The organism is Amycolatopsis sp. DSM 110486, assembly GCF_019468465.1.
Classification (GTDB): Bacteria; Actinomycetota; Actinomycetes; order Mycobacteriales; family Pseudonocardiaceae; genus Amycolatopsis.
In genome coordinates, this window is sequence record NZ_CP080519.1 from 5,222,794 (window position 1) to 5,247,836 (window position 25,043).

The 25,043-nt window shown below is 69.9% G+C and carries 22 protein-coding genes; 13 read left to right on the forward strand and 9 right to left on the reverse strand.

Annotated features, from left to right (window positions below):
• Nucleotides 1-17 precede the first annotated feature (17 nt).
• Complete coding sequence (locus K1T34_RS25480) at nucleotides 18-374, forward strand: arsenate reductase family protein (protein WP_220247407.1); 357 nt, start codon at nucleotides 18-20, stop codon at nucleotides 372-374.
• A gap of 220 nt (nucleotides 375-594) precedes the next feature.
• Here the strand turns inward: K1T34_RS25480 and K1T34_RS25485 are convergent, their stop codons facing one another.
• Nucleotides 595-1,296, reverse strand: a complete 702-nt coding sequence (locus tag K1T34_RS25485; protein ID WP_255638702.1) for a TetR family transcriptional regulator — start codon at nucleotides 1,294-1,296, stop codon at nucleotides 595-597.
• Nucleotides 1,297-1,394: 98 nt separating this feature from the next.
• Here K1T34_RS25485 and K1T34_RS25490 point away from each other — a divergent pair, with 98 nt between their 5' ends.
• Nucleotides 1,395-2,537, forward strand: coding sequence for an FAD-dependent monooxygenase (locus K1T34_RS25490; protein ID WP_220246694.1), 1,143 nt, complete (start codon nucleotides 1,395-1,397; stop codon nucleotides 2,535-2,537).
• A gap of 495 nt (nucleotides 2,538-3,032) precedes the next feature.
• Here K1T34_RS25490 and K1T34_RS25495 read toward each other — a convergent pair whose 3' ends face one another.
• From K1T34_RS25495 to K1T34_RS25515, 5 genes are all read right to left on the reverse strand, one after another.
• The gene (locus K1T34_RS25495; protein WP_220246695.1) at nucleotides 3,033-4,787 is read right to left on the reverse strand and encodes a glycosyltransferase family 2 protein; all 1,755 of its coding nucleotides are present in this window, start codon (nucleotides 4,785-4,787) and stop codon (nucleotides 3,033-3,035) included.
• Nucleotides 4,784-5,749, reverse strand: a complete 966-nt coding sequence (locus K1T34_RS25500; protein WP_220246696.1) for a glycosyl hydrolase family 18 protein — start codon at nucleotides 5,747-5,749, stop codon at nucleotides 4,784-4,786. Before K1T34_RS25500 ends, K1T34_RS25495 begins: the two co-directional genes overlap by 4 nt.
• 107 nt (nucleotides 5,750-5,856) lie before the next feature.
• Complete coding sequence (locus tag K1T34_RS25505) at nucleotides 5,857-6,840, reverse strand: NAD-dependent epimerase/dehydratase family protein (protein WP_220246697.1); 984 nt, start codon at nucleotides 6,838-6,840, stop codon at nucleotides 5,857-5,859.
• 28 nt (nucleotides 6,841-6,868) lie between these two features.
• On the reverse strand, nucleotides 6,869-8,152 hold the full coding sequence (locus K1T34_RS25510; RefSeq protein WP_220246698.1) for a nucleotide sugar dehydrogenase: 1,284 nt from the start codon (nucleotides 8,150-8,152) through the stop codon (nucleotides 6,869-6,871).
• Between the two features lie 5 nt (nucleotides 8,153-8,157).
• The gene (locus tag K1T34_RS25515; protein ID WP_220246699.1) at nucleotides 8,158-8,850 is read right to left on the reverse strand and encodes a response regulator transcription factor; all 693 of its coding nucleotides are present in this window, start codon (nucleotides 8,848-8,850) and stop codon (nucleotides 8,158-8,160) included.
• 180 nt (nucleotides 8,851-9,030) lie between these two features.
• Between K1T34_RS25515 and K1T34_RS25520 the strand changes: the two genes are divergently transcribed.
• The 4 genes from K1T34_RS25520 (at nucleotide 9,031) to K1T34_RS25535 (ending at nucleotide 12,796) form a co-directional block, all read left to right on the forward strand.
• Nucleotides 9,031-10,551 carry a polysaccharide deacetylase family protein gene (locus K1T34_RS25520; protein ID WP_220246700.1) on the forward strand — a complete coding sequence of 507 codons (1,521 nt, stop codon included), beginning with the start codon at nucleotides 9,031-9,033 and terminating at the stop codon, nucleotides 10,549-10,551.
• Between the two features lie 211 nt (nucleotides 10,552-10,762).
• Nucleotides 10,763-11,395 carry a hypothetical protein gene (locus K1T34_RS25525; protein ID WP_220246701.1) on the forward strand — a complete coding sequence of 211 codons (633 nt, stop codon included), beginning with the start codon at nucleotides 10,763-10,765 and terminating at the stop codon, nucleotides 11,393-11,395.
• A gap of 103 nt (nucleotides 11,396-11,498) precedes the next feature.
• Nucleotides 11,499-12,131 carry a HAMP domain-containing sensor histidine kinase gene (locus tag K1T34_RS25530; protein ID WP_220246702.1) on the forward strand — a complete coding sequence of 211 codons (633 nt, stop codon included), beginning with the start codon at nucleotides 11,499-11,501 and terminating at the stop codon, nucleotides 12,129-12,131.
• Complete coding sequence (locus K1T34_RS25535; RefSeq protein WP_220246703.1) at nucleotides 12,128-12,796, forward strand: response regulator transcription factor; 669 nt, start codon at nucleotides 12,128-12,130, stop codon at nucleotides 12,794-12,796. The genes K1T34_RS25530 and K1T34_RS25535 overlap by 4 nt, the downstream gene beginning before the upstream one ends.
• A 13-nt stretch (nucleotides 12,797-12,809) precedes the next feature.
• On the opposite strand, the gene K1T34_RS25540 is transcribed toward K1T34_RS25535, so the two are convergent.
• A complete protein-coding gene (locus tag K1T34_RS25540; protein WP_255638703.1) occupies nucleotides 12,810-14,384 on the reverse strand; it encodes a hypothetical protein in 1,575 nt (524 codons plus the stop codon).
• Between the two features lie 260 nt (nucleotides 14,385-14,644).
• Between K1T34_RS25540 and K1T34_RS25545 the strand changes: the two genes are divergently transcribed.
• A complete protein-coding gene (locus K1T34_RS25545; RefSeq protein ID WP_220246704.1) occupies nucleotides 14,645-15,475 on the forward strand; it encodes an alpha/beta fold hydrolase in 831 nt (276 codons plus the stop codon).
• Between the two features lie 54 nt (nucleotides 15,476-15,529).
• Here the strand turns inward: K1T34_RS25545 and K1T34_RS25550 are convergent, their stop codons facing one another.
• The gene (locus K1T34_RS25550) at nucleotides 15,530-16,126 is read right to left on the reverse strand and encodes a TetR/AcrR family transcriptional regulator (protein ID WP_220246705.1); all 597 of its coding nucleotides are present in this window, start codon (nucleotides 16,124-16,126) and stop codon (nucleotides 15,530-15,532) included.
• A 126-nt stretch (nucleotides 16,127-16,252) separates the two neighbouring features.
• Here K1T34_RS25550 and K1T34_RS25555 point away from each other — a divergent pair, with 126 nt between their 5' ends.
• The 6 genes from K1T34_RS25555 to K1T34_RS25580 all read left to right on the forward strand — a co-directional run bounded on the left by K1T34_RS25555 (nucleotide 16,253) and on the right by K1T34_RS25580 (nucleotide 24,255).
• On the forward strand, nucleotides 16,253-16,996 hold the full coding sequence (locus K1T34_RS25555; RefSeq protein ID WP_220246706.1) for an SDR family NAD(P)-dependent oxidoreductase: 744 nt from the start codon (nucleotides 16,253-16,255) through the stop codon (nucleotides 16,994-16,996).
• A gap of 52 nt (nucleotides 16,997-17,048) precedes the next feature.
• Entirely contained in the window at nucleotides 17,049-18,515 is a 1,467-nt protein-coding gene (locus K1T34_RS25560; RefSeq protein WP_220246707.1) for a class I adenylate-forming enzyme family protein, read from the forward strand.
• On the forward strand, nucleotides 18,505-19,959 hold the full coding sequence (locus tag K1T34_RS25565; RefSeq protein WP_220246708.1) for an NAD(P)/FAD-dependent oxidoreductase: 1,455 nt from the start codon (nucleotides 18,505-18,507) through the stop codon (nucleotides 19,957-19,959). The genes K1T34_RS25560 and K1T34_RS25565 overlap by 11 nt, the downstream gene beginning before the upstream one ends.
• Before the next feature lie 318 nt (nucleotides 19,960-20,277).
• The gene (locus K1T34_RS25570) at nucleotides 20,278-22,203 is read left to right on the forward strand and encodes a hypothetical protein (protein ID WP_255638794.1); all 1,926 of its coding nucleotides are present in this window, start codon (nucleotides 20,278-20,280) and stop codon (nucleotides 22,201-22,203) included.
• A gap of 14 nt (nucleotides 22,204-22,217) precedes the next feature.
• Nucleotides 22,218-23,348 (forward strand): S8 family serine peptidase, encoded by a 1,131-nt coding sequence (locus K1T34_RS25575; RefSeq protein WP_220246710.1) that lies wholly within the window; start codon nucleotides 22,218-22,220, stop codon nucleotides 23,346-23,348.
• Nucleotides 23,349-23,529: 181 nt separating this feature from the next.
• Nucleotides 23,530-24,255 (forward strand): alpha/beta hydrolase, encoded by a 726-nt coding sequence (locus K1T34_RS25580; RefSeq protein ID WP_220246711.1) that lies wholly within the window; start codon nucleotides 23,530-23,532, stop codon nucleotides 24,253-24,255.
• Here K1T34_RS25580 and K1T34_RS25585 read toward each other — a convergent pair.
• A complete protein-coding gene (locus K1T34_RS25585) occupies nucleotides 24,230-25,000 on the reverse strand; it encodes a class I SAM-dependent methyltransferase (protein WP_220246712.1) in 771 nt (256 codons plus the stop codon). The two genes, K1T34_RS25580 and K1T34_RS25585, sit on opposite strands and share 26 nt — an antisense overlap.
• Nucleotides 25,001-25,043: the final 43 nt, after the last annotated feature.

Sequence of the window (25,043 nt, forward strand, 5' to 3'; positions counted from 1 at the left end):
CGCGTACGGTGACCCTCGTGGAAATCTGGGTCAACCCGCGTTGCTCGAAGTGCCGCTCCGCCGTGTCGCTGCTCGACGAGGCCGGCGCCACCTACACCGTGCGCCGGTACCTCGAGGACCCGCCGACTCCGGCCGAGCTCGAGGCCGTGCTGGACCGGCTCGGGCTCGACCCGTGGGACATCACGCGCACCGGCGAGAAGGTCGCGACCGAGCTCGGCCTGAAGTCGTGGCCGCGCACGCCCGCCGACCGCGCCCGCTGGATCGAGGCGCTGGCGGCGAACCCGGCGCTCATCCAGCGCCCGATCATCACGGCCGACGACGGCACCACAGTCGTCGCCCGTGACGAGGAGACGGTCCGGTCCGTCCTGGGCTGACGCCTCGCCCCGCGTGGGTGTCAGTGGTCTGCTTCGTCCATTCGCCTCCTGGTGTGTTCGAGGTGCGGTTTTCTCGGTGCTGTTCTCTCGAAGCTGCTGTCTCAGAGCTGTCGTGTCGGTGCCGTCGTGTGCCGTGCTGTCTCGTGCTCGTGGATGTGTGTTCGTTGATGTCTGCTGCGTCGCTGGTGTCTCAAAAGTATCATAAAGCGTCTCAATATTGCTAGACCTTCAGGTGGCGGTAGACCGTCGCCCGGGAAACTCCCAGCTCGTCGGCGATCTTCGTGGCCGGGAAGCCCTGGTCGTGCAGCTTGCGGCACATCACGAGCAGGTTGCCGGTCATCACGGTCGGCCGGCCCCGCCCGGCGTGGCGTTGTGAGTCGCCGAAGAGGCGGTGGACGCCGTCGAGCACGGCGGCGCGCAGCTCGTCGACGGGGTGGTCGGCGTAGAGGACCACCGGGTCGCTCAGCATGGCGATGGCCTGCGCGGCGCGGACGTTGGCGGCGAAGTCCGGGTCAGGGCCGGCCACGATCAGGTTCGCCCGCAGCATGCCGTCGCGGAAGCGGTCGAACACCGACTGGGACGCGGTCAGCCCCAGATCACGCAGGTTGAGCCGCAGCAGGTAGCGGTGGCGCAGCCAGACGTCGAGCAGACCTTCGACCATCGCGTCGCGGGCGACGTCGGCGTCCGACGCCAGGGCCTGAGCCGCGTCGACGGTGGCTTCCAGGTCGACCAGCATCGGCTCGGCCATCGCGGTGATGATCTCGGCCTTGCCCGGGAAGTGGTACAGAACCGCGGTTTTTGTGACACCGACGCGTTCGGCGATTTCCCGCACGGAGGTCGCGTGGTAGCCGTTCGAGGCGAACAAGTCCATGGCGACCTGCAGGATGCGCGCGCGGGTGTCGGGCGGCACGACTTCGTTCATGCTGTCGAATCTACCTCCTTGCCTGACCGGTGGACAGGCGTGTACCGTCGATCCTGACCGTTGGTCAGGGTGACCCGCGGCAGGAGGGATGGCAGATCATGACCACGAAGACAGTGCTGATCTCCGGTGCGGGAGTCGCCGGGCCCACGCTCGCCTACTGGCTGGCGCGTGCGGGGTACCGACCGACCGTGGTGGAGCGCGCGGCCGGACTGCGTTCGAGCGGCAGCCCGGTGGACGTCCGCGGGCCGGCCGCCGAGGTCGCGCGGAAGATGGGCCTCACCGAGCAGCTGCGGGAGGCGGCCACCTCGGTCCGGAGCATGAAGTTCGTGAACGACCGGGGGAAGAGCGTCGGGCGGGTGGCGATGGGCGACGGTGGTGGCACCGACGTCGAGCTGACGCGCACCGACCTCGCGCGCATCCTGTACGAGGCGAGCGCCGGCGATGCGGAATACGTGTTCCACGACTCGGTGGCCGGGCTCGCACAGGACGAGGGCGGGGTTGACGTCACCTTCGAACGCGGCTCGCCGCGGAGGTTCGACCTCGTGGTGGGCACCGACGGGCTGCATTCCGGCGTGCGCCGGCTGACGTTCGGCCCGGAGCCGGAGTTCGTGGAGCACATGGGTGTGTACGTCGCGACCATGCCGCTCGATGCGCCGGTGCCGGACCGGACCGAGATCGTCATGTACAACTCGCCGGGCCGCGCGGTGGCGGTGCACCCGTCGCGGGAGCGCGGGATCGTGGCGTTCATGTTCCGCCACGCCGCGGTGCCGGGCTTCGACTACCGAGACACGGAGCAGCACAAGCGGTTGCTGGAGACCGCGTACGCAGAGGCGGGATGGCGGGTGCCGGAGCTGCTCGACCAGGTGCGTGCTGCCGGCGACCTGTACCTCGATTCGGTTTCGCGTGTGCGGTTGCCGAGCTGGGCCGTGGGCCGGGTGGTGCTCGCGGGTGATGCGGCGTCGTGTGTCTCGCTGTTCGGCGACGGGTCCACGCTGGCGATGTCCGGCGCGCACACTTTGGCCACCGAGCTGGCCGCGAGCCCGGCGGATCCGGCGGCGGCGTTCCGGCGTTATGAGACGACGCAACGGAAACTGGTGAATCCGAGGCAGCGCAACGTTCCTGTGGCGGCCGCCATGCTGATACCCGCCACCCGGGCGGGAATGGCGGTGCGCAACTTCGGGACGCGGTTGGCGCCGTTGGTCAACGCGGCGCAGAAGCTGGCCTTGGCGAAGAGCGCGTGACTGGGTGGAAACTTGGCCGCCCGGGGCCGGCGGGTGGCCAGACGGCGCACCCGCCGACATGGCTTGCGGCGCCGCGCGGCTTGGCGGTGGGCTGGCAGGTGGGTTGAGTTGCCTGCCCAGTTGGCCACCAAGCTGCGCAGACGCTGAGCTGGTTTGCGCTGCGGCGTGGGCCTTGCCGGTGTTCTGGTAGGTCGGCGAGGTTGCGCGTCTTGGTGGTGGCAGGCGGCGTATCCGCCGTGGTGCGGGCCTTGGCCACGGGTGGTTAGGCGGGGTTGCCGTGCCAGGGCCAGGGCCAGGGCCGGTGCCGCGTCGGCGTTGGCGTCGGCGTGCGGCGGGGCCGAGAGCCGACGCTGGTTGGAGACCACGCGGCGTCGGCGTGCGGCGGGGGTGAGAGCCGATGCTGGTTGGTGATCGCGCGGCGACGGCGTGCCGGTGTGCGGTGCGTTGTCGTTGCGCGGGGAGGGGGTTGGCCGAGGGCCGCTGCGGTGGGAGAGGTCAGCCGACCTTTTCGCGTGGGAAGGGGTCGGGGGGCCAGTCCGGGGGCCACTCGGGTGGCCAGGCCGGTTCGGTCTCGGACGTGGGGGATGGGGCGGAGGGCGTCGGAGGTAGCGACGGGAGCGTTCGGCTGGGGCCGTTGCTGTGGGAGGGGATTGTGGGGCCCGAGCCGTTGTGCTGGGCGGGGAGGTTGCGAGGGAACGGGGACGGAAGAAGGCGAGTGCCGTCACCGGAACCGAGGCCGTTACCCGCAGCCGGGCCGGGGACTGCGGCCAAGCCGGTACCCCCAGGCACTTCGGTGCCCCCTGGCACTCGGGCACTCGCGGCAGCACCCAGGCCCGAACCCGAACCCGCACTCGCACCCACTTCGGTGCCCCCCGGCACTCCGGCACTCGCGGCAGCACCCAGGCCCGAACCCACGCCGGAGCCCACACCCACACCGGCGCGGGTGTGGATTGTGGCGAGGTCCGGGGTCGCGGAGATGTCGGTGCCGCGGCGGGTGGGGCTTTGCCAGCGGCCGGTGCCGTCGCGCCAGGCTTGGGGGAGGGTCCAGAGGGCGATGCAGGCGTCGAGGCACCGTACGGGGAGGTAGAGGGGCGCCATGAGCAGGTAGCGGGCGCGGCGTTCCGTCAGGACGACGGCGAGGGTGAGGAGGAGGTCCGGCACGAGGATGCCGAACGCGATGGTCGGGAGGTTGACGTAGTGGCCGATCGCCAAGGTCAGGTCGCCGGCGATGGGTACGGACAGGAAGCCGGGGATGAGGGCCAGCAACAGAAGCACGACCATCAGCGGCAGCAAGGCCATGAAGAGGCTGGCCAGGACCAGTTCCAGCACGTACAGCCCCAGCATGAAGCTGAACAGGTCGGCGTGCGGGCGGAAGCGGCGGACGCTTTGCCAGAAGCCGAGGGCCCAGCGGCGCGTCTGGCGGACGTAGTCGCGCAAGGCGTCCGGGTCTTGGGTGACGGCGATAGCCTTCAAGGAAAAACCGACTTTACCGAGGCGTTTGCGGTAGACCTCGAACGTCATGTTGAAGTCCTCGATCACCAAACCCGGGGGGTTGATGTCGATGAGCGGCAAGGTTTCCGCGCGGTACAGGCTGGCGAAGCCGGGGACGATGAGGGTCGCGTTGGTGCGGCGCCACGTCTGGCCGAACTTGAGGAGGCGTTGCAGCAGTGCGTAAATGCGTGCGCGGTGCGCGGTGAACAGGAAAGCCAGGAAGCCGCGGCGGGAGGTGGACCAGTCGGTGGCGGCGCAGCCGGCCACGGCGACCACGTCGGGGTCGTCGAACTGCGGGAGGGCGGCGTCGAAGTAGCCCGGGTCGAGGCGGGTGTCGGCGTCCAGCAGCAGCACGGCGTCGTAGCGGGTGGCGAGGGAGAAGTGGCGCACGCCTTCCTCCAGCGCGCCTGCCTTGCCGACGTTGCTGGGCGTCTCGGTGACGTTCACGCCGCACGCCAGGGCGAGCTCGACGGTGCGGTCGGTGGAGCCGTCGGACACGACGTGGACGTTCGACGCCGGCACGAGGCGGGTGATGGCGGCCAGCGAATCGCCGATCACCACCTCCTCGTTGTGCGCGGCCATGAGCACGGCGACGCGCGAGCGGTGCACGCGGGCGGGCCGCGCACGAGGCACCGGTGACGGCCGCGGTGGCTGCGCTGGCCGCATGCGGTTTTCGAGCGCGCGCGCCAGACCGGCGGTGCCCCACAGGGTGAAGTTCACCCCGAAGACGAAGATTGCCAGCAGCCACAGGGGGATCATCGCTCCTCCGCAGGAGTCCAGTAGGTGTCGAGTTTCGACCAGACGAGGTCGTCCTCCGTGCCGAAGAGCCAGAGGTAGACCCCGCCGATCCCGAATTGCCGGGCCTGGGAGAACTTGATCGACGCGCTGTAGGCGTTCTCGAACCACACGTCGTGCCGCAACCCGGCGGCGTCGGTGTAGGAGAAGTGGGGCGATTCGCTGAACCCGTCCCACTCGACGGGCACCCCGAACTCCCGCGACCGCCCGTAGGCCTGCACCCACGTGACCGGCACGGCGGTGTGACCCACCCAGTCGTAGCCGTACATCGGCACGCCCAGCACGATCTTCGACCGCGGGATCTGCGACGTCGCATACGTGAGCACGTCGCGAACCCAGCCCTCGGGCGCGATCGGGCCCGGCGCCGACGTCTGCCAGTGGTAGTCGTACGCCATCAACCGCACCTGGTCGACGGCGCGGCCCAGCGCGGCGTAGTCCTGCGCTCGATTGCGCTCGTCGTAGCCCGCGTCGGTGGTCTTCGCGAACACGTCCACCGACAGGCGTTTCTCGTTGGCGTGCAACGCATCCGCCAGCCGCGTGATGAACGCCGTGAACGCGGCGCGGTCGCTCGAGCGCAGCTCCTCGTAGTCGATGTCCACGCCCGAGAAGTCCCCTTGCACGACCAGTGCCACGATGTCCGAGATGTGCCGCGCGGTCGCCGCGGGATCGTGCAGGATCGTCTGCACGATCTGCGGGTGCCAGCGCCCCTCGGTGACGTTCGCGATCGTCGGCGTGATCTCCACTCCCGTGGCGCGCAGCCGCGCGAGATCGTCCGTGCGCTTCGACTGCGCGACGAGCCGGCCCTGGGCGTCGAGGCCGTAGAGCCACGGTGACGCCTCGGTGACCTGTGACTCGTGCGCCTGCACCGTCGAGGTTCCTCCGGCCAGGTTCCAGTAGGGGAGCGACGCGATCGTGTGCGGCTGCACGGCCGCGCGCGCTCCTCCGTCTCGCAACAACGTCAACACCAGCAGCTCACAGAGGAGAAGCAAGGCGACCCGGACGCGGTGACGCGACGGGGACGTCCGGAGCGTCATCAACCGGCGACGGCGGTCCGCAACTGCGTCCGCCGGTCCTCGATGACCGCGTCGATGGTCTCCCGCAGGCTGTGCACAGCGCGGAACCCGACCTGCTGCGCCGCCCGTGCGCAGTTCGGCACCCGACGCTGCATGTCCTCGTAACCTGCGCCGTACGCCTCCTGGTACGGAACTCGAACGATCGTGCTGTCGGACGCGGTCGCCGCGATCACCAGCTCCGCCAGCTCTTCGATGCTCACCTGCTCGGGGCTGCCGAGGTTGTAGACGTTGCCGTGCGCCGACTCGTCGTCCAGCAGCGCCACGAGCGCGGGCACCACGTCGAGCACGTGACAGAAGCACCGCGTCTGCCGGCCTGTGCCGAACACCGTCAGCGGCTGCCCGGTCAGCGCCTGGTCCACGAACCGCGGCACCACCATGCCGTAGCGGCCGCGCTGGCGCGGGCCGACGGTGTTGAACAGCCGCACCAGCACCGTCCGCACGCCGAGCTCACTGCCGTAGAGGTAGGTGAACGTCTCGTCGAGGGCCTTCGCCTCGGCGTAGGACCAGCGGTTCTTCAACGGCGACCCGACCACGCGGTCGTCGTCCTCCTTCAGCCCGATCGAGGTGTTCTTGCCGTACACCTCGCTGGTCGACGTGACGAGGATGCGCGCGTCGTGGCGCAGCGCCGCGTCGAGCACGACCTCGGTGCCCAACAGGTTGGTGCGCAGGCTGTCGAGGGTCTTCTGCATGATCGTGAACACGCCGACGGCCGCGGCCAGGTGGTAGATCTGCTCGACCCCCTCCATGCACGACTCGACGGCGGCCTGATCGCACACGGAACCGCGCACGATCCGCAACCGCGGGTCGCCGGCGACGGCCGCGAGGTTCTGCTCGGTGCCGGTGCTGAAGTCGTCCAGCACCACCACCTCGCGGTTCTCGCCGAGCAGCCGCTCGGTCAGGTGGGAACCGATGAAGCCGGCCCCGCCGGTCACCAAGCACCGCATGGGGTACGCCCTTTCTCGCGGGGGTTGTTCAGACCAGTTCGCGGTGGGTGGCCGCGTCGAACGTGTAGGTGGCGTCGAGCACCAAGGGGCAGTGCTCGATCCAGTCGTAGGACTGTCCGGGGTGGACGGTGTGGATCAGCACGAGGTCGAAGTCCGTGCCGTGCGGGTCGGGGTTGCTCTGGTAGGAGCGCTCGCCCAGCTTCAGCTCCGGCACGAGCGGGTCGTGGTACTCGACCTTCGCCCCGCCGGCCGCCAGCCGCTCGAGGATCTCCAGCGCCGACGACTCACGCAGGTCGCGCACGCCCGGCTTGTACGTCACGCCCACCACCACGATCCGCGCGCCCGCGACCCCGCGGCCGGCGGCCGAGAGCGTGGCCGTGACGCGGTCGGCGACCTGGCCGGGCCGGTGCGCGATCGACGTCATGGCCTGGCTGATCAACGGCGCGTCGCCGTGGGCCTCGCGCAGCTGCCACAGCAGGTAGTGCGGGTCGCACGGGATGCAGTGCCCGCCGACGCCGGGGCCGGGGTAGAAACTCATGAACCCGTACGGTTTCGTGGCGGCCGCGCGCGTCACCTCGATCGGGTCGAGCTCCAGCGTCGAGCAGATGCCGGCGAACTCGTTGGCCAGTGCGATGTTCACCGCGCGGAACGAGTTCTCGTACAGCTTCGTCAGCTCCGCCGCTTCGGCCGAGGAGACTTCGTGCAGGAGCGGCGTCAGCTTCTGCAGCACGCGCCGGGCGTGGCCGGTGCACGCCGGCGTGCAGCCGCCGACGACGCGGGGCGTGCTCTGCTGCGTGTGCTCGGCGACACCGGGGTCGATGCGCTCGGGGCTGAACGCCACGAACACGTCATCGCCGACCACAAGACCCCGGTCCCGCAACGGTTCCACGAGCATCTCGCGCGTGGTTCCCACGTAGCTGGTGGAGGTGAGGATGAGCGTCTGGCCCGGGCGGGCGTGCTCGACCACCGACCGGCACGCCGCCCGCAGCGGGCCCAGATCCGGTGTCAGGTAACGGTCCAGCGGCGTCGGGACGCAGATGATCACGGCGTCGGCCTCGGCCAGCCGAGCGGGGTCGCCGGTGAGGTCGAACCGGCCGTCCCTGCGGGCCACGACGAGGCGCGCGAGGTCGGCCTCGACGAGGTCGGGCTCGCCGGCCAGGATCGACTCGCGCCGGTCGGCGCTCGTGTCGAGACCCAGCACCCGCGCACCGTCGGCGTGCAGGCCCAACGCGGTCGGCAGACCCACGTAGCCCATGCCGACGATGGCGACGGAGATGAGGCCCTCGGTCTCGCTGAGGGGGGATTCGGCCATGAGTGTCAAGGGGTTTCCCCTTTCCATAACGGCGCCTCGCCGTGAGGCTCGATGCCGGCAGCTCGGGCGATCTTGACGACTTCCAGTCCGCTGTGGACTTTCAGTTTGCGGAACAGGTTGCGGGTGTGTGTGCGCACGGTGTTGCGGGAAAGCTGGAGCCGAGCCGCGATCTGGTCGCTGCGGTCGCCGTCGACCATCGCCACCAGCACTTCGCGTTCACGCTCGCTCAGCACGTCGAGAGGGCTCGAAGCCGGCCGGTGCCGGGTGGCGCCATCGCGGCGCAACCGGTCGAACAGCACGGCCAGCAGCTCCGGCGGGTACCACGCGTGCCCGGCGCGAGCGCCGCGCACGCGGTCCAGCAGGTCTTCGAGCGAAGTTTCCTTGGGGATCCAGGTGTCGATCCCCGCGTGGGCAGCGCACACCGCGAGATCTCGGTCCCGGCTCGCGGTGAGGGCGACGAAGCGGGCCGTCGGCGCCGCATCGCGCCAGGTTCGGATCCGGTCACGCACGTCGGTGAGCGACTCCAGCTCCACGGTCACCACGTCCGGCTGCTGTGCGATGAGCGCGGAGCGCAGCGTCGGGTCGGAGGTGGCGCGCGTGCCGACCACCCTGATCCAGGGCACTGTGGCGAGGCTCGACGTCAGTACGTCGGCCACCATGCGGTGGTCCTCGATCAGGAACAGGCGGGTGATGTCCACGCCGCACAGCAAACAGGCCCCGATACGGGTTGTCCTCAGCCAGCTGTGCGAAAGACGGCTCATGCAGATGACGGAGATCCGGCATTTGCGGTAGGCGGGCTCGTCCCTTAGGGGGATCCGGGTGCGGGGTGTTAACCCTACGGTCAGCTGAGGTATCCCCGATCATTTTGGTGGCCACCCATGGAAAGAAGTACGCGGAAACACCGCAAAGCCCGCAAGGGATTGGACTTCCGGCGGGCACGCACGCGGCTCGCGATCTGCGCGGCCGCGCTGCTGTGCGTGCTGCCCGCGTTGGCGGTGGGGAGTTCCACGGCGAGTGCGTCGCTGACGCGGCCGCTGGGCGTGGTGCTCACCTTCGACGACGGCAACTCGGATCAGATGACCGCGCTGCCGATCCTGCAGAAGTACAACATGAAGGGCACGTTCTACATCATCAGCGGTTCGGTCGGCGCGCCCAATTACCTGACGCAGGCCAACCTGAACACGATCAAAAACGCCGGGCACGAGATCGGTGGTCACACAGTGACGCACCCTGACCTCACCACGGTGCCGGCTGACGAGGCGAAGCGGCAGATCTGCAACGGCCGCGCCTCATTGGCCGCGATGGGCTTCTCCGTGACCAGCTTCGCGTACCCGTACGCAGCGTTGAACACCTCGGTGAAGAACAACGTGAAGGCGTGCGGCTACAACAGTGCCCGTGGTCTCGGCGACCTGGCTTCGGCACACGGTTGTGCCGGCTGTCCGGCGGCCGACACGACCAGGCCCGCCGACGCGTATGAGATCAAGGCGCTCGACGAGGACGACAACACCTGGACCCTGGCCCAGATGCAGAGCGCGGTCACCGCGGCCGAGACCAACGGCGGCCTGCTCACCTTCACCTTCCACCACGTCTGCGACGGCACCGGGTGCGACGAGCTGTCGATCTCCACTTCACGGCTCGACCAGTTCCTCTCGTGGCTGAACGCGCGCAAGAGCGTGGGCACGACAGTGAAGACGATGCAGCAGGCCATCGGTGGCGCGGCAAAGGCGGTCGTGACGGCACCGGCGTCGACGAACACCGGCCTGGTGAACACGTCGCTCGAAACCTCGACCAGCGGCACCGGGTTCCCCGACTGCTACATGCCGGGCGGCTACGGCGGCAACACGCCGACGTGGACGAGAACCACGGACAAGCACACGGGTACGTACGCGCAAAAGCTCGACGTCTCCAACTACACAGACGGCGACGCGAAGCTCTTGCCCACGTTCGACCTCGGGTCCTGTACCCCGACGATCGCCGCGGGCAAGACCTACACGATCGGGGTCTGGTACAAGTCGACGGCGATCACGCAGTTCTCGCTGTACTACCGCAACACCCAGGGCTTCTGGGCGTACTGGACGTCCGGCCCGTGGCTCGCGGCGGCGTCGAACTGGACGCAGGCCACGTTCACCACTCCGGCAGCGCCCGCGGGCGCGACCGGGCTGAGCTTCGGCCTCGGGCTCATCGCCAACGGTTCGGTGACGACGGACGACTACTCGTTCGCCGTGGGTACCGGTGCTGCCGCGGCGGCCGCTATCCAGGCGTCCACCACGGGTCCGCAGCGGTTCAGCGTGACGAGCCGCAACTCCTCGAAGGCCGGTTCGTTCGGCCGCAACGCGAAGCCGCTCATCCCGGCAACGCGACCTGGGCAGGTCATCGCTCCTGTGGAGCCCGGTGACTGACGCCCGTTCCCCGTCGCTGCCCAGCGCTAGCCGCCGGGCAGCGACCCGGATCAGGTTCGCGGTGTGGGGTCTGGCGGCCGTACTGACCACCGCGTCCTGCACCGGCGCGCCCGTCCACTCCCCTGGGGCGGGCGCGCCGGCGAACCCGCCCTCGGCCGCACCGGTCGTCCCGCCTTCGGCGCCCTCGGCCTACCCCTGGCACACGAACATCGTGGCGACGACGTTCTGGGTCGGCGAGATCTTCGACCCGAACGCCGAAGACGGCAGCCAAGTGGAGTCCGCCTACGACGACCGGTGGCTCGACCACTTCGGCGGCTGCGACGGAGTGGTCACGCGCGGGAACTGCGAGACCGAACCGCGCACGGTGGCCAACGGATTCTTTCCCACACGCATGACACCGCGGGAGAATCCGTTCTACCTCGACGTCCCTTTCGACGATGTGGGAGACGAGGTGGCAAATCGCCAACGCGCCGCCGTGGTTCCGTGGGCATCTGACGAACGCTATTCCGCACGGGTTTCCGACCCTGGCTTCAGTCTTCTGAAAAATCGCTGGGTACGCATCCGGCATGCGGGCAAGGTCTGTTACGGACAGATCCAGGACGCGGGCCCAGGTCAGTACGACGATGCGAAGTACGTGTTCGGCACCGACGATGCCCGGCCGGCGAATGATCGTTTCAACGGAGCCGGAATGGACGTCTCACCTGCGTTGAACGGATGCCTCGGATTCGCCGAGCTCGATGGGGAGAACGATCGGATCGACTGGCAGTTCGTCGACGACTCCGCGGTGCCACCGGGGCCCTGGAAGATCATCGTCACCACGAGCGGTGTCACGCACGAGAGCTGATTCCCGCCTATTCGCCGACGCTTGGGTTATGCGCCAGTAACGTCCCCAAGATCGCGGACGACTCCCTTCGGTCGGGGAAAAGGTAAAGGCGAGGGAAAAAGCCATGGAAACCGTGCCGGAACGCCGGGCGGCCACCGGGCGCCGCAGCGAGGATCGGACCGTTCAAGCTCTGTGGGGAGTGTTGCACGATCTCGGCCACGAGATCACGACGTTGGCCTACCTGGTCGAGTCGGAGCTCAAGGACGTGGCCGGCGTGGAGCTGATCGGTGAGCAGGTTTCGCGGTTGCGCACTCTGGTCTCCCACGCGCTGGCAGCCGAGACGCACGAGGAGATCGTGCCGCTGCGGCCGTTGCTGGCGCAGCTGGTGAAGCTGGCCGATCGGGTCAGTGAGCCTTCGGTGGTGCTCGCGGACGGAGCGGCCGCTGCCGTCCGCGTGGACGGCACGGTGCTGTGGCGGATCCTCGCCAACGTGCTGGGCAACGCGGTACGCGCCGCGGGGCCCGACGGTCATGTACGCGTGGAGCTCACGGCGAACTCGCCGGTCACCGTGTCGATCACGGACGACGGGCCCGGGTTCGGGCGCATCCCGCCGGGTACGGCGTCGCTCGGCCTGGTCACGGTCGCGCACCTCGCCGAGGCGTCGGGTGCGCAGGCCCTGGTCGGTCCGGGTGAACCGGAGGGCACGTGCGTGCGGATCGTCTTCCCCAGCCACCTGAGTGAAGGGGAGCACGAATGACGAGCATCGTCCTGGGTGACGACCATAAGGTCTTTCTCGAAGCATTGGCCGGGCTGCTGGAACGGCACGGGATGCGGGTGGTGGGCACCGCCCTCACGCTCGCGGACGTGGTGGAGACCGTGCGCGAAACACGCCCGGACGTCTGCCTGCTCGACCGCAACTTCGGGACCGGTCCCGTGGAAGACGGCGTCGCGGCGACGCTCGCGGCGAGCCCGGGCACCAAGGTCATCATGCTCACCGCCAGCCCCGGCAACGGCGCGGTCGCCGACGCCCTCCGCTCCGGCGCGGCCGGCTACGTGCACAAGACGTGCGGCGTGGAACACCTCATCAACGCCATCGACCGCGTGATCGCCGGTGAAACCCTCGTCGACGTCCCCGTGCGCACCTCCGCGCCCACCGCGGACCGCTCGCGCGAGGTCGACCTGCGCGAACGCTTCCTCACCGGCCGCGAACGCCAGTGCCTCGCGATGCTCATCGACGGCAACACGACGGAGACGATGGCGCGCCGCCTTGGCGTGTCCACGGCGACGGTGCGCAGCCACGTGCAGGGGGTACTGGTGAAACTCGGGGTCCACTCGCGGCTGGAGGCCGCGGCGCTGGCGGTGCGGCACGCGCTGGTGCCGGCCGCGTCGGTGACTTCCGGGTTCGAGGCGCGGCTCGGGTAAGTCCTTTGTGGACTCAGCCGAGCAGCTGGCTCCGGAGCCGGTCGAGCCACCGGTCGACGGTGAGCTCGTACCGCCCGGGGTCGTTCGACGGCGCGGCCTCGGCGACGGCGGCGTTCACGTGGTCGCGCACCGTGTCGGCCCACTCGGGCAGCACCCACACGGTCTGGAAGTAGTCGGCGCGCATCCGCACGGCGGCGACTTCCTGGTACCCGGCGATGACCTCCCGGTTGCGCACCCCGTAACGGGATTCGGGGATCTGCGGCGCGCCCGACGTGATGATCAAGACGGTCGGGCGCGCCTTCAGGATGACCTCGGTCGGATCCGCGCCGCGGGAGATCTGCGCGTCGTTGAGGCCGATGTAGTCGATGGCCTGCCAGCCGCTGTAGTACGGGATGGCGCCGGCGTCGCCGACGGCCAGAGTGCGCTGGTGCTCCGGCACGTCGGCCGCGCCGAGGCCCTTGCCGATCGCCACGTGCGCGCGCTGCAGGTCGGGTCCGTAGTTCGCGATCGTGCCCATGTCGGGTGCCGTCGCGCCGGCCACGGCCGACCAGCCCACGGCGACGACCCCGGTCAGCGCCGTCAGCCACCGCCCGCCCAGCGCGGCCGCACCGAGACCCGCGCCCAGGCACAGCACGGGCACGCCGTGGTCCGCGAAGCGGTCGAGGTAGTCCATGGTCGGCCCGGACACGGCGTAGGTCACGTACGTCAGCACGACGGTGGCCACCAGTAGTCCGCCCGTCGCGCGGGTGGCGCGGCGCAGCAGGAGCGACAGCGTCAGCACGAGCAGGGGGAGTAGGAGCCAGAACGTGTGCTCCGTCCACATCCGCCCGGACGCGAGGTCGCCGAACTTGACGTAAAAGGTGTTCGGCAGGAGTTGCCCGTAGTACTGCCAGCGCCACCCGAAATACCCGGCGCCGACCACGGCCGCGCCCGCCGTCCACCACCACGTCGCCCGGCTGCGTCGCGTCGTCCACAGCCAGACGGCTACGGTCGGCAGCGCGGCCAGCACGCCGTCCGGCCGCAGCGTGCCGAGCACGAGCAGCAGCAACGGCGGTTCCCACGGGTGCACGCGCTCACCGTCGAGCGCGCGCAGGCCCAGCACCACCGCGCGCAGGAGCACGGCCGCGAACACGGCCGTTTCGAGGCCGCTCGTGATGTGGAAGTACGTCGGCAGGAAGACCACATACGCGCCGCCCGCCACGAGCGCGCCGGCGAGGCCGCCCCGGCGGTGGCCGGTCGTCACCAGCATCAGCAGCGTGAGCACGCCGAAGACCAGCGACGTCACCTTCGTGAACAGCGGCAACGCGAGCCCCAGCCACGAACCGAGCCCCGACCACAGCACCCAGGAGAAGTCGGTGAAGCCCTCCACGCGCGGGCCGGTCACGTTCCACACCGGGCCGTGGCCGGCGGCGAGGTTGGCGGCGTAGCGGAAGCTGATGAACGCGTCATCGATGGTGAAGAACCACGCCGACCAGGCGCCGGCGAGGAACAGCACGAGCAGCCCGAGGCCGGTGAACACCAGGGCGCGGCGGCGCGGTCTGGCGGCTTCGACGCTGCCGGTTGCTTCGGATGTGGACGTGATGGTCATGACGAACCCCGTGGCTGGACGAACCTGAGACCCCGACGGAGCGGCAACTTTAGCCGAGTTGCCCGAATGATCCCACGATCGGCCCCCGTGTCGGGCTCGTCTCACCCGTCCGGATCCGTGCGCAGCCCCCGTCGTCAGCCGGCGGCTTCGATATTCCGATTCTTACGATGATCTTTCACGCACTGCGCACAACTTGATTGCACACAATTAAGTTGTAGTGTTCAGGACAAGCGAAGCCCGAACTTCCCGAGGAGCAAGAGATGCGCACACGTACTCGCCTGGCCCGGATCGCCGCCGCGACCGCCGCGTTGGCCGCGGCCGCCGTGTTCGTGGCGGTGCCGTCGTCGGCGGCGCCGCAGCAGGCCGACCACCACGCGCCGGCGAAGGCGAAGCCGACGATCGTGCTGGTGCACGGGGCGTTCGCCGACACGTCGAGCTGGAACGGCGAGGTCACGCGGCTCGAGCAGCGCGGCTACAAGGTGGTCGCCGCCGCCAACCCGCTGCGCGGGGTCGCGTCCGACGGCGCCTACATCAAGGCCCTGGTCGACAGCGTCGACGGACCGGTCGTGCTGGTCGGGCACTCCTACGGCGGCTCGGTGATCACCAGCGCCGCGCTGAACGACCCCAAGGTGCAGGCGCTCGTCTACATCGCGGGCTTCATCCCGGACCAGGGCGAGTCCGCGCTCGACCTGACCAACAAGTTCCCGGGCAGCACGCTCGGCGACACGCTGCAGCAGGTCACCCTCCCCGGCGGGGAGACCGACCTCTACGTGAAGCAGGACCTCTTCCCGAACCAGTTCGCCGCCGACGTCCCACTGTCGCAGGCCCGCCAGATGGCCGCCGGCCAGCGCCCGGTCGCCGCGTCCGCGCTGAGCGAGCCGTCGGGTGCGCCCGCGTGGAAGAACATCCCGGTGTGGGACCTGATCCCGACCGGTGACAAGAACATCCCGCCGGCCGCGCAGAAGTGGATGGCCGAGCGCGCCCACGCCCACACCGTCGTCGTGCCGGGTGCCTCGCACGCCGTGCTGGTCTCGCGCCCCGACAAGGTCACCGACATCATCGTGAGTGCCGCGAACGCGACCACCAAGTGACTCATAGCTGAAAACCTGAAAACACAGCCCCGGCCACCTCGGCCGGGGCTGTTTTCATCGTCCGATCAGCCGCTCGACCAGCGCGGTGTACTGCGCCACGATCGTGTCACGCGTCAGCCGGCCGGACGGGGCGAACCACTCGCGCACGCCGTTGAGCATGTCGAGCAGCGCCATCGTGGTCACGGTGACGTCCTCGATCCGGAACTCGCCGGCGGCGACGCCTTCGGCAAGGACATCGTGGAAAGCGTCGTGGTACGCGGTCTGCAGCTTGATCCCCTCGGCCTGCTGGGCGGGGTCGAGCGCGTACCGGATGGGGTTGCCTACCAGTAGCTCCGGGCGCCGGTCGTCGCTCAGTTCGAGGTGCAGACGCACGACCCGCCGCACGCGTTCGCCGGGCGAAAGGGACTCGTCGCGCAGCACGGGCACGGTCGCGTCCACGAAGTCGGTCATGAACCGCGAAACGATCGCGTGCAGCACTTCCTGTTTGTTCGTGAAGTGGTGGTACATCGTCGAGGACGAGATGCCCACCGCGTCGGCCAGGTCGCGGATCGACGTGGCGCTGTAGCCGCGCTCGTGAAACAGCTCACTCGCGCGTTCGAGGATCAGGACCCGGAGATCGGGCCCCTCGTCGAGCGACTTCTTCCTGGCCACGGCCCTCCTTCCGGTTTAGAGGTGGGGGTGCGAACGTGGCGATCGTACGATCGGCACGTTGACGAGGCGAACTCCACCTGGTTAGCCTTGGTGTCGATCAATCGATCGACACGGGACAAGGATCTCATGACCGAACACGACTGGTCGCCCCTGCCGCGGCCGGGCAGCCGCGTGGTGGTCACCGGCGCCGCAGGCGGTCTCGGCCGGGCGCTCGTCGCCGCGTTGACGCAGGTCGACGCCCGCGTGGTCGGCATAGACCGCGTTGCCGCCGAACCCGAGCACCTCGTCGCCGACCTCACCGACGAAACCGCCGCCGCGCAGGCCGTCGCCGAAGCCGTCGAACGGCTCGGCGGCCTCGACGCCGTGATCGGCGCCGCCGGGATCGTCGACACCGTCCACCGCGCGAGCAGGTTCCCGCTCGACGCCTTCCGGTCCGATGTGGACGCCAACCTCGTCGCGCAGTTCGTCCTCGCCCGCGCGGCCTATCCGGCGTTGAAGGAATCCGCCGGCGCGATCGTGTTCCTCTCCTCCGTCGCGGCGGAAGACGGCCTGCCGGGCCAGGCGGCATACGCGGCGGCCAAGGCCGGCGTGCTCGGCCTGACGCGCTCGCTCGCCGCGGAGTGGGGCGGCGACGGCGTGCGCGTGAACGCTGTCGAACCCGGTCTCTTCGCGACGCCCAAGGTGCTCGCGATGCCCGAATCGGCTCGTGAGCGGCTGCTCGCCGGCGTGCCGATGGGCCGCGTCGCGACGCTGGGCGAAGTCGTCGGCTCGGTCCTCTACCTGCTGTCCCCGGCCGCGGGCTACACCACGGGCCAGGCGCTTCGCCTCGACGGCGGCTCCGGGCTCACCCGCGGCGGCTTCTACCGCTGAGCACCCCGTCACCGCTGAGCATCCAGTACCGCTGAGCACCCAGGAGATCCCCGTGCCCGCCAGAACCCTGCCCGCCATGCTGCTCGACGTCGCCGGAAGACACGGCCCGGCCGAAGCCCTCGTCGACGGCGAGACCCGCATCTCCCACGCCGACATGGTGCGCCGCTCCGCCGTGGTCGCCACGCGGCTGCGCGAGCTCGGCGTGGAGCCCGGCGACTGCGTCGCGATCCTGCTGCCCAACGGCTGGCAGTACGCCGTGAGCTACTTCGGCGTGCAGCTCGCCGGCGCCATCGGCGTGCTCGTGAATACGCGCTTCGCCCAGCCCGAGATCGAGCACGTGCTCACCGATTCCGGCGCGAAACTCGTGATCACCGACCGCGACCTGCCCGGCGCCGTCGACTCGGCCGTGCTCACGGCCGACACCGGCGAAACCGTCGACCCCGCCGTGCAACCGGGTCAGCGGAGTGAACCGGGCGATGTCGCGCACCTGCTCTACACGTCCGGCACCACCGGCCGCCCCAAAGGCGCGATGCAGACGCACGCCAACCTGATGTTCAACGCCGGCACCGTGCGCGAGCGCCTCGGCGCCGGCCCCGGCGAACGCACGCTCGTGGCCGCGCCGATGTTCCACGCCACCGCGATCGTGTCGCAGTTCATCGGCTTCCTCGCCAACGGCGCGTGCTGCGTGTTCACGCCCGCGTTCAAGGCGGAGACCACGGTGGCGCTCATGGCGTCCGAGCGCATCACGTTCTTCGCGGGCGTCGCCGCCATGCTGCGGCTGATCCTGCTGAAGGCGGAAGACGCGGGCGCGGACCTGTCGTCGCTGCGGCTGTTCGTGATGGGCGGCTCGCCGGTGCCGGAATCGTTCCCCGCGTTGGTGAAGGAGCAGCTGCCGGATCTGGTGCTGGGCAACGTCTGGGGCCTCACGGAAGGCACGTCGATCGTCACGTTCACCGCCGGCGCGGAGTACCTGAGCCACGCGTGGAGCGTCGGCCCGGTTGTCGAGGGCGTCGAGGTCGCGATCGCCCTGCCGGGCGAGCCGCCGCGCGACCTGCGCGACACCGTCGGCGAGCTGTGCGTGCGCGGACCCGTGGTGGCCGCCGGGTACTGGGGCAACCCGGAGGCCACCGCGTCGACCTTTGTGGACGGTTGGCTGCACACGGGTGACGTCGGCTCGATCGACGGCGACGGGTTCGTCCGCGTGCTCGACCGGCTCAAGGACATGATCATCCGCGGCGGCGAGAACATCTACAGCCTCGAGGTGGAGAGTGCGCTCGCGCAGCACCCCGACGTGGCCGAGGTCGCCGTGGTCGGTGTGCCCGACCCGATCTTCGACGAGCGCGTGCGGGCAGTGGTCGTGCCGCGGCCCGGGCGGACGCCGAGCGAGGAAAGCCTGCGCGAGCACGCGGTGAAGCTGCTGGCCGACTTCAAGGTGCCCGTGGAGTGGCGGTTCGTCACCGAGCTGCCGCGCAACCCGTCCGGCAAGGTCCTCAAGCGGGAGCTCTCGGATGCCGGCTGAATCCGTCGACGTCGTCGTGATCGGCGCGGGCTTCAGCGGCCTCGGCATCGCGGCGCGGCTGGACAAGGCCGGGTTCCGCTCGTTCCGCGTCCTCGAAGCGGCCGACGACCTCGGCGGCACCTGGCGCGACAACACCTATCCCGGCTGTGGCTGCGACATCCCGTCGCCGCTGTACTCGTACTCGTTCGCGCAGAAACCCGACTGGAGCCGGTTGTTCGCCGGTCAGCCGGAGATCCTGGAGTACCTGCACGACGTCGCGCGCCGGCGCGGGCTGCTCGACCGGCTGCGCTTCGGGCAACGCGTCACGCGCGCCGCGTGGGACGAGGCCGCCGGGCGGTGGGACGTGACCACGGCGACGGGGGAGACCTACCGCGCGCGGTTCGTCGTGTCGGCCGTCGGTCCGCTGCACCACCCGGCGTACCCGGAACTGCCGGGCGTGGAGTCTTTCCGCGGCGCGGTGTTCCACTCCGCGCAGTGGCGCCACGACGTGGACCTGACGGGCAAGCGCGTGGCGGTGATCGGCACGGGAGCGAGCGCGATCCAGTTCGTGCCGGCGATCGTCGACCAGGTTGCCGCGCTCACGGTTTTCCAGCGGACGCCGCCGTGGATCGTGCCGAAGGCCGACCGCGCCTTCGACGCCCGGCACAAGTTCTGGGCGCGCTGGTTCCCGCCGTTCCGCTGGTACGTGCGCGACCGGCTGTACTGGATCCACGAACGCCGCGCGGTCGGGTTCGTCGCCGACCCGGCCGCGATGGAGCAGACGGCCGGCCTCGCGAAGCGCTTGCTGCGCAAGCAGGTGCCCGACGAGGACCTGCGCGCGCGGCTCACACCCGACTACACCATCGGCTGCAAACGGCTGCTCATCTCCAGCACGTGGTACCCGGCGCTGACGAAGCCGCACGTCGACGTCCGCTCCGGCGGGGTCGCGTCCGTGCGGCCGGACGCGGTGGTCGGCGCCGACGGGGTGGCGGTGCCCGCCGACGTGATCATCTACGGCACGGGGTTCGACACGCAGCAGACTATCCGGTTCGAGGTCGAAGGCCGCGACGGCCGCACGCTCGCCGACGCGTGGAGCAAGGGCAACGAGGCCTACCTCGGCACGACCGTCGCCGGGTTCCCCAACCTGTTCCTCATGGTCGGCCCGAACACGGGGCTGGGCCACAACTCCCAGGTGTTCATGATCGAGGCGCAAGCGTCCTATGTGGTCGCCGCGCTGCGCCGGCTGCGCCGCGCCAAGGCGTTCGAGGTGCGAGCCGAGGTGCAGGACGCGTTCAACGACTGGCTCGACTCGCGGATGGCCGCCACCGTCTGGCAGACGGGCGGGTGCCGCAGCTGGTACCAGGACCCGAAGTCCGGCCGCAACACCGTGCTGTGGCCGGCGGGGACCGTGGAGTTCTGGCGGCGGACCCGGCGCTTCCGCGCGTCGGACTACGCGGTGACCTGATCGTTGGGCCGAACGGAGCAATTCGGAACGGCGGTGGAACCTCCGCCGGATCCTTCACGTAGGTAGCGGGTGATCCGTTCCCTACTGGAGGTGTGTGTGCGTAAACCTTTGACCGTGCTGGGGGTCGTGGCGCTCGTCGCGACAGGGGCAGGGGTCGCGGCCGCAGCGCCGCAAGTGGCACAACAGCAAGCAGATCAGCCGCACGACAGAACGGCGTTGCTCATCACGGGCGATGTCGTCACAGTGCACGACGTCGGCGGCGGGCGCGAGACGTACGACGTGGCCCCGGCCGCAGCCAAGGGCCCGGCTAGATCGTTGGTGCACCTCGGCCTCGGCGGGCGCAACTACGAGATCCCCGCCACCGCGGTGCCTTACCTGGGCAACGGCTTGGACCTCGGTCTGTTCGACGTCGACAAAGCCGCGAGCGACCACGTGACCACGCCGACGCGCACGTTCGACCGCGCGGCCGCGCAGAACTTCGGCGCGCAGCTGGCGAAGCAGTACACAGCGGACCGCGCCCGCGGCACTTTCGGCGGTCGTGGCCTGTTCGCCGGCGGCGCGACCTACGGCACTTCGGCGCCGGCGAAGAAACAGCCGCGCACAGTGCTGAACACCCTGACGTTCGCGGCGAACGAGGCGGATGGCACGCCGTCCGACACCGGGGTCGCGTTCCTCACGAACACCGACGACTCGACCTTGCTCGACAGCAACGAATCGGTCAACTACTTCTACGACGGCACCGCCAAATACAGCGTGCCGGCCGGGAACTACAGCGCCATCAGTGTTTTCTTCACCACCGCGGCCGACGGCACGGTCTCCGGGGTGCGTGAGGTGGTGGACCCCGAGTTCGCCGTGAAGGGCGACAAGACCGTGCGCATGGACGCCGCGAAGGCGTCGAGCAAGGTCACCTGGGTCACGCCGCGCCCGGCGCTGCTCGACGACAACGGCTTCCTCGTCCGCCGCGCCGCGAAGACCGGCCCCGCCTTCAGTCTCGACTACGACGCCGGGCCTGGCGTGCCCCTGTGGATCTCGCCGGTGGCGAAGCCCGTGCAGACCGGTGCGCTGCAGACCTACCCCTACGCGCGGCTCGTGTCGCCGCCCAGCGCCGGCACGCCGTACGAGTACTGGCTGCAGAAGGCGAGCATCGGCTCCATCCCGAAGCAGCGCTACACCGTGACCAGCGCCGACCTCGCCACGGTCGACACCTCCTACTACGCCGAACAGGAGTCGATCGGCCGCGTGCAGCGCAGCGGCCTGTTCGCTTTCGAGGACGGCGGTGGCCGGCCCGGCGTGCCGATCGACCTGCCGCGGCACCAGATCGAGTACGTTTCCGCCGCTCCCGACCTGCTGTGGTTCGGCACGACGGCCAAGTTCGTGAGCCAGTCCGGCAGCTGGGTCGGCGGTCAGTTCATGACCGGCGAGGTCTACCGCGGCGGCCAGACCGCGACGGAGGGCTACGGCAAGTTCCCGCTGCACACCGCCGAGGCCGTCGCGGTCGGGACGCCGATCAAGGGCTCCACCCACGTGGCTCCGGGTGCGGCGCGCGCCGGCGACGACGTTTCGATCAGCCTCATCCCGTTGTCCGACAACCAGCCCGGTCACACCGGCGGATTGCGCAGTGGGCCGAACGACACCGTGTCCGGTCACTACACGCTGACGCAGGACGGCACGATCGTGGCGCAGGGCGTGCCGGGTGACGACGTCCAGTTCACGCAGGCGGTGAGCCCCGAGCCGGCGACGCTCGGGCTCACCGTGGACGCCGCGCGCAGCGGGCCGATGTTCTCCTTGTCGACCGCGGCCCACACCGAGTGGACGTGGCGCTCGCAGCACGTCGAGGGCGCTGCCCTGCCGGCGCCGCTGCAATGCTCAGTGGTGCGCGGGGCCGACCCCGGCGCGTTGTGCCAGGCAGAACCCCTGCTCATGCCGGGCTACGACATCGGCGGCCTCGGCCTCGACGGTTCCACGGCCTCCGGTCCGCAGTCGCTCGACGTCACCTTCGCCCACGTGCAGACGTCCGCTGTGAGTGCGGTCTCCGCGGCGACGGTGCAGTTCTCCACCGACGGCGGGGCGACGTGGCAGGACGCCACCGTCACCCCGGGCGCGGACGGCACGTTCCACGCGGCCTACTCCGTGGTCCCCGACGATTTCCGGGGAATGGCCGTGGCCCTGCGTGTCACCGCCGCCGACGCCGGTGGCAGCACCGTCGCCGAGACGATCACCGCCGCCTACCGCGTGAACTTCTGAGGGGAGTGTCCACTGTGTTCAGTAAAGTCTTCACTGCCGCGGTGATCGTCGGGGCGGCGTTCACCGCCGTCACCGGCACGGCGGGTGCCGCGACCGCTCCCCGAGCGGCTTGCGGAGCCGTCGGGCCGACCATGGCGCGCTGCCTCACCAGCTACGCCACGGCCGTTGCCCCGGACGGCTGGGGTGCGACCGACCTCGCCGCCGCCTACCGCCTGCCCGCCGAACCGGGGCCAGGTGACCTCGTGGCGATCTCCATCGCCTACGACTCGCCGACCCTCGAGCAGGACCTCAACACCTACCGCGCCCAATACGGGCTGCCACTGTGCACTTCGGACACCGGCTGCTTCCACAAGGTGAACCAGCGCGGCGACGCGGCGCCCTTGCCCGGCCAGAGCTTTGGTTGGAATCTGGAGTCCACACTGGACGTATCGATGGTTTCGGCGGCGTGCCCGTCGTGCCGGATCCTCGTGGTGGAGGGCGACAGTCCGCTGTTCCCGGATCTGGCCGCCACGGAGGATACCGCCGTGCGACTGGGTGCGAAGATCGTGACCAACAGCTACGGCGGGCGGGAGAACGGGTACTCGCTTTCCTACGCGAGCAGCTACCAGCACCCCGGCGTGACCACCGTCGTGTCCTCAGGTGACGACGGGTTCACCGCCGCCAGCTATCCGGCGGTGCTGCCGGACGCGGTGGCCGTCGGCGGCACGACGCTGAGCCGCGACTCGTCCGACCGCGCCTTCGCGGAGTCGGCGTGGCTCTCCGGAGGCAGCGGCTGCTCGGCGTACGTCGCGAAACCGGCATGGCAGCGGGATCCGCACTGTCGCAACCGGACGGTCGCCGATGTCTCGGCGGTCGCCGAGCAGTTGTCGATCTACTTCACCGATGCGGGTGGCTGGGCGACGGCGAACGGCACGAGCGCCTCGGCACCGTTCGTCGCCGGTCTGATCGCGCGGGCCGGGCACGCGGGCACCACGACGGCCGCCACCGTGTACGCCGGTGCGGGGCACTTCTTCGATGTCACCGACGGCTCCAACGACCAGGTCTCGGGCGGGGCCAAGTGCGGCGGTGACTACCTCTGCGTCGCCACCGCGGGCTACGACTCCCCGACGGGCGTCGGCACGCCGGACGGGCTGGCGGGGCTCTAAGCGCGGAAAAAAAGGGTTGGCCAGAGGGCGCCGGGGTCGGTAGTTTGTGGTCGACCGCGATTCGGCTCGAGGAGGTGAGACCCATGTTCAGTGGATCGATGTGGGTGCTCCCCCTCAGTTTCGTGGTCGGGCGGTAGGTGTCGCCGGGAGCGCCATGAGCACTTCCGAAAGGCGGCATGCCATGTACTTCACTTCTGAAACCTCGGCCGACGGTCTCGTCGAACGCGAATTCACCGTCGGCGACGTCCCCGGCGTCCTCTGGTCACCCGCGGCGGGCTCCGGCCCGCTCGTGCTCCTCGGGCACGGTGGTGGCAACCACAAAAAGCACCCGGCCATGACCGGCCGGGGCGGGCTTCTCGTGGCCGCCGGGTTCTCCGTGGCCGTGCTCGACGCGCCCGGTCACGGCGATCGACCTCGTACGGAAGCCGACGAACGCGAGGTCGCCGTGATGCAGCAGGCGATGGCGACGGGCGAGCCCGTCGGCCCGATCGTCGAGCGCTACAACGGCGACATCGCCGCTCGCGCGGTGCCCGAATGGCAGGCGGCACTCGACGCCCTGCAGACACTGCCGGAGATCCACGGCCCGGTCGGCTACTGGGGGATCAACATGGGCACCGCGATCGGCGTGCCGCTGATCGCGGTCGAACCCCGCATCACGGCCGCGGCCCTGGGTCAGTTCTGGCCTTCGACGCTGGTCGACCTGGCGAAGCAGATCACCATCCCGATCGAGTTCGCCATGCAGTGGGACGACGAGCACATTCCCCGGGAAGGCGCGCTCGCGCTGTTCGATGCCTTCGCCTCGCCGGAGAAGACGTTGCACGCCAACGCGGGCAAGCACAAGCAGCTCCCGCGGTTCGAGGCCGCCAGCGCGGTCCGCTTCTTCACCCGGCACCTCGGCACGCCGTGACGAGCCACGCGCGGGAGTCCAACCACACACCGTCGGCACGCTGGTGGGTGGCCATGACCTCGCGCAGCCGGCCGAGTGCCCGCTCGATCTCGTCGTCGCCGAGCTGAGCGAGCACGTCACCGACCAGGCGTAAGGGCAGTACCGCGGAAACGGCGGTGGCGGGATCCGGCCCGTACCACAGGGGTTCGGACACGTCGGTGAGGCGGAGGTCGGTGAACCCCGCCGTGGTCAGCACCTCGCTGACCACAGCGGGGTCGCCGAGCGAAAACGGGCTGTCGTCCGGCACCGGGGGGTTTCCGACGGCGCGGCCGATTTCGGACACCCACTCCTGGCGGTCCCCGGTCTGCCACACGAGCTGCACCAGCCGCGCGCCCGGCCGCATCGCGCGTCCGACGTTGGTGAACGCCGCGACCGGGTCGGTGAAGAACATCGTGCCGAAGCGGCTGAAGGCGAGGCTGAACTGCTCGGGCGGGAACGGGTACGTCTGCGCATCGGCCTGCTCAAACTCCACATTGGTGACGTTCCCGGCAGTGGCCAGGCGGCGCGCCGGCTCCAGCCGAGCCGGGGAAACGTCCACGCCGAGCGCACTTCCGCGGACCGCGAGGCGCGCGGCTTCACACGTCGTCGTCCCGGCACCGCACCCGATGTCGAGCACGGTGTCGCCGGGACCCACGGCGACGGCCTCGCGCAGCCACGGCTGATAGCGGCGCAGCTCGGCGTCGTAGTCGAAGGATGGCCTGGCCATGGCGCCATCATGCCTCGTCACCGAGATGCGGCAGCGGAAAGTC

Excerpts from the sequence above, each read along its gene's own strand:
- K1T34_RS25505 (WP_220246697.1), bottom strand. The coding sequence starts at position 6,840 with ATGCGGTGCTTGGTGACCGGCGGGGCCGGCTTCATCGGTTCCCACCTG.
- K1T34_RS25540 (WP_255638703.1), bottom strand. The coding sequence starts at position 14,384 with ATGACCATCACGTCCACATCCGAAGCAACCGGCAGCGTCGAAGCCGCC.
- K1T34_RS25495 (WP_220246695.1), bottom strand. The coding sequence starts at position 4,787 with ATGATCCCCCTGTGGCTGCTGGCAATCTTCGTCTTCGGGGTGAACTTC.
- K1T34_RS25485 (WP_255638702.1), bottom strand. The coding sequence starts at position 1,296 with ATGAACGAAGTCGTGCCGCCCGACACCCGCGCGCGCATCCTGCAGGTC.
- K1T34_RS25530 (WP_220246702.1), top strand. The coding sequence starts at position 11,499 with ATGGAAACCGTGCCGGAACGCCGGGCGGCCACCGGGCGCCGCAGCGAG.
- K1T34_RS25585 (WP_220246712.1), bottom strand. The coding sequence starts at position 25,000 with ATGGCCAGGCCATCCTTCGACTACGACGCCGAGCTGCGCCGCTATCAG.
- K1T34_RS25510 (WP_220246698.1), bottom strand. The coding sequence starts at position 8,152 with ATGGCCGAATCCCCCCTCAGCGAGACCGAGGGCCTCATCTCCGTCGCC.
- K1T34_RS25555 (WP_220246706.1), top strand. The coding sequence starts at position 16,253 with ATGACCGAACACGACTGGTCGCCCCTGCCGCGGCCGGGCAGCCGCGTG.
- K1T34_RS25545 (WP_220246704.1), top strand. The coding sequence starts at position 14,645 with ATGCGCACACGTACTCGCCTGGCCCGGATCGCCGCCGCGACCGCCGCG.
- K1T34_RS25565 (WP_220246708.1), top strand. The coding sequence starts at position 18,505 with ATGCCGGCTGAATCCGTCGACGTCGTCGTGATCGGCGCGGGCTTCAGC.
- K1T34_RS25535 (WP_220246703.1), top strand. The coding sequence starts at position 12,128 with ATGACGAGCATCGTCCTGGGTGACGACCATAAGGTCTTTCTCGAAGCA.
- K1T34_RS25490 (WP_220246694.1), top strand. The coding sequence starts at position 1,395 with ATGACCACGAAGACAGTGCTGATCTCCGGTGCGGGAGTCGCCGGGCCC.
- K1T34_RS25580 (WP_220246711.1), top strand. The coding sequence starts at position 23,530 with ATGTACTTCACTTCTGAAACCTCGGCCGACGGTCTCGTCGAACGCGAA.
- K1T34_RS25520 (WP_220246700.1), top strand. The coding sequence starts at position 9,031 with ATGGAAAGAAGTACGCGGAAACACCGCAAAGCCCGCAAGGGATTGGAC.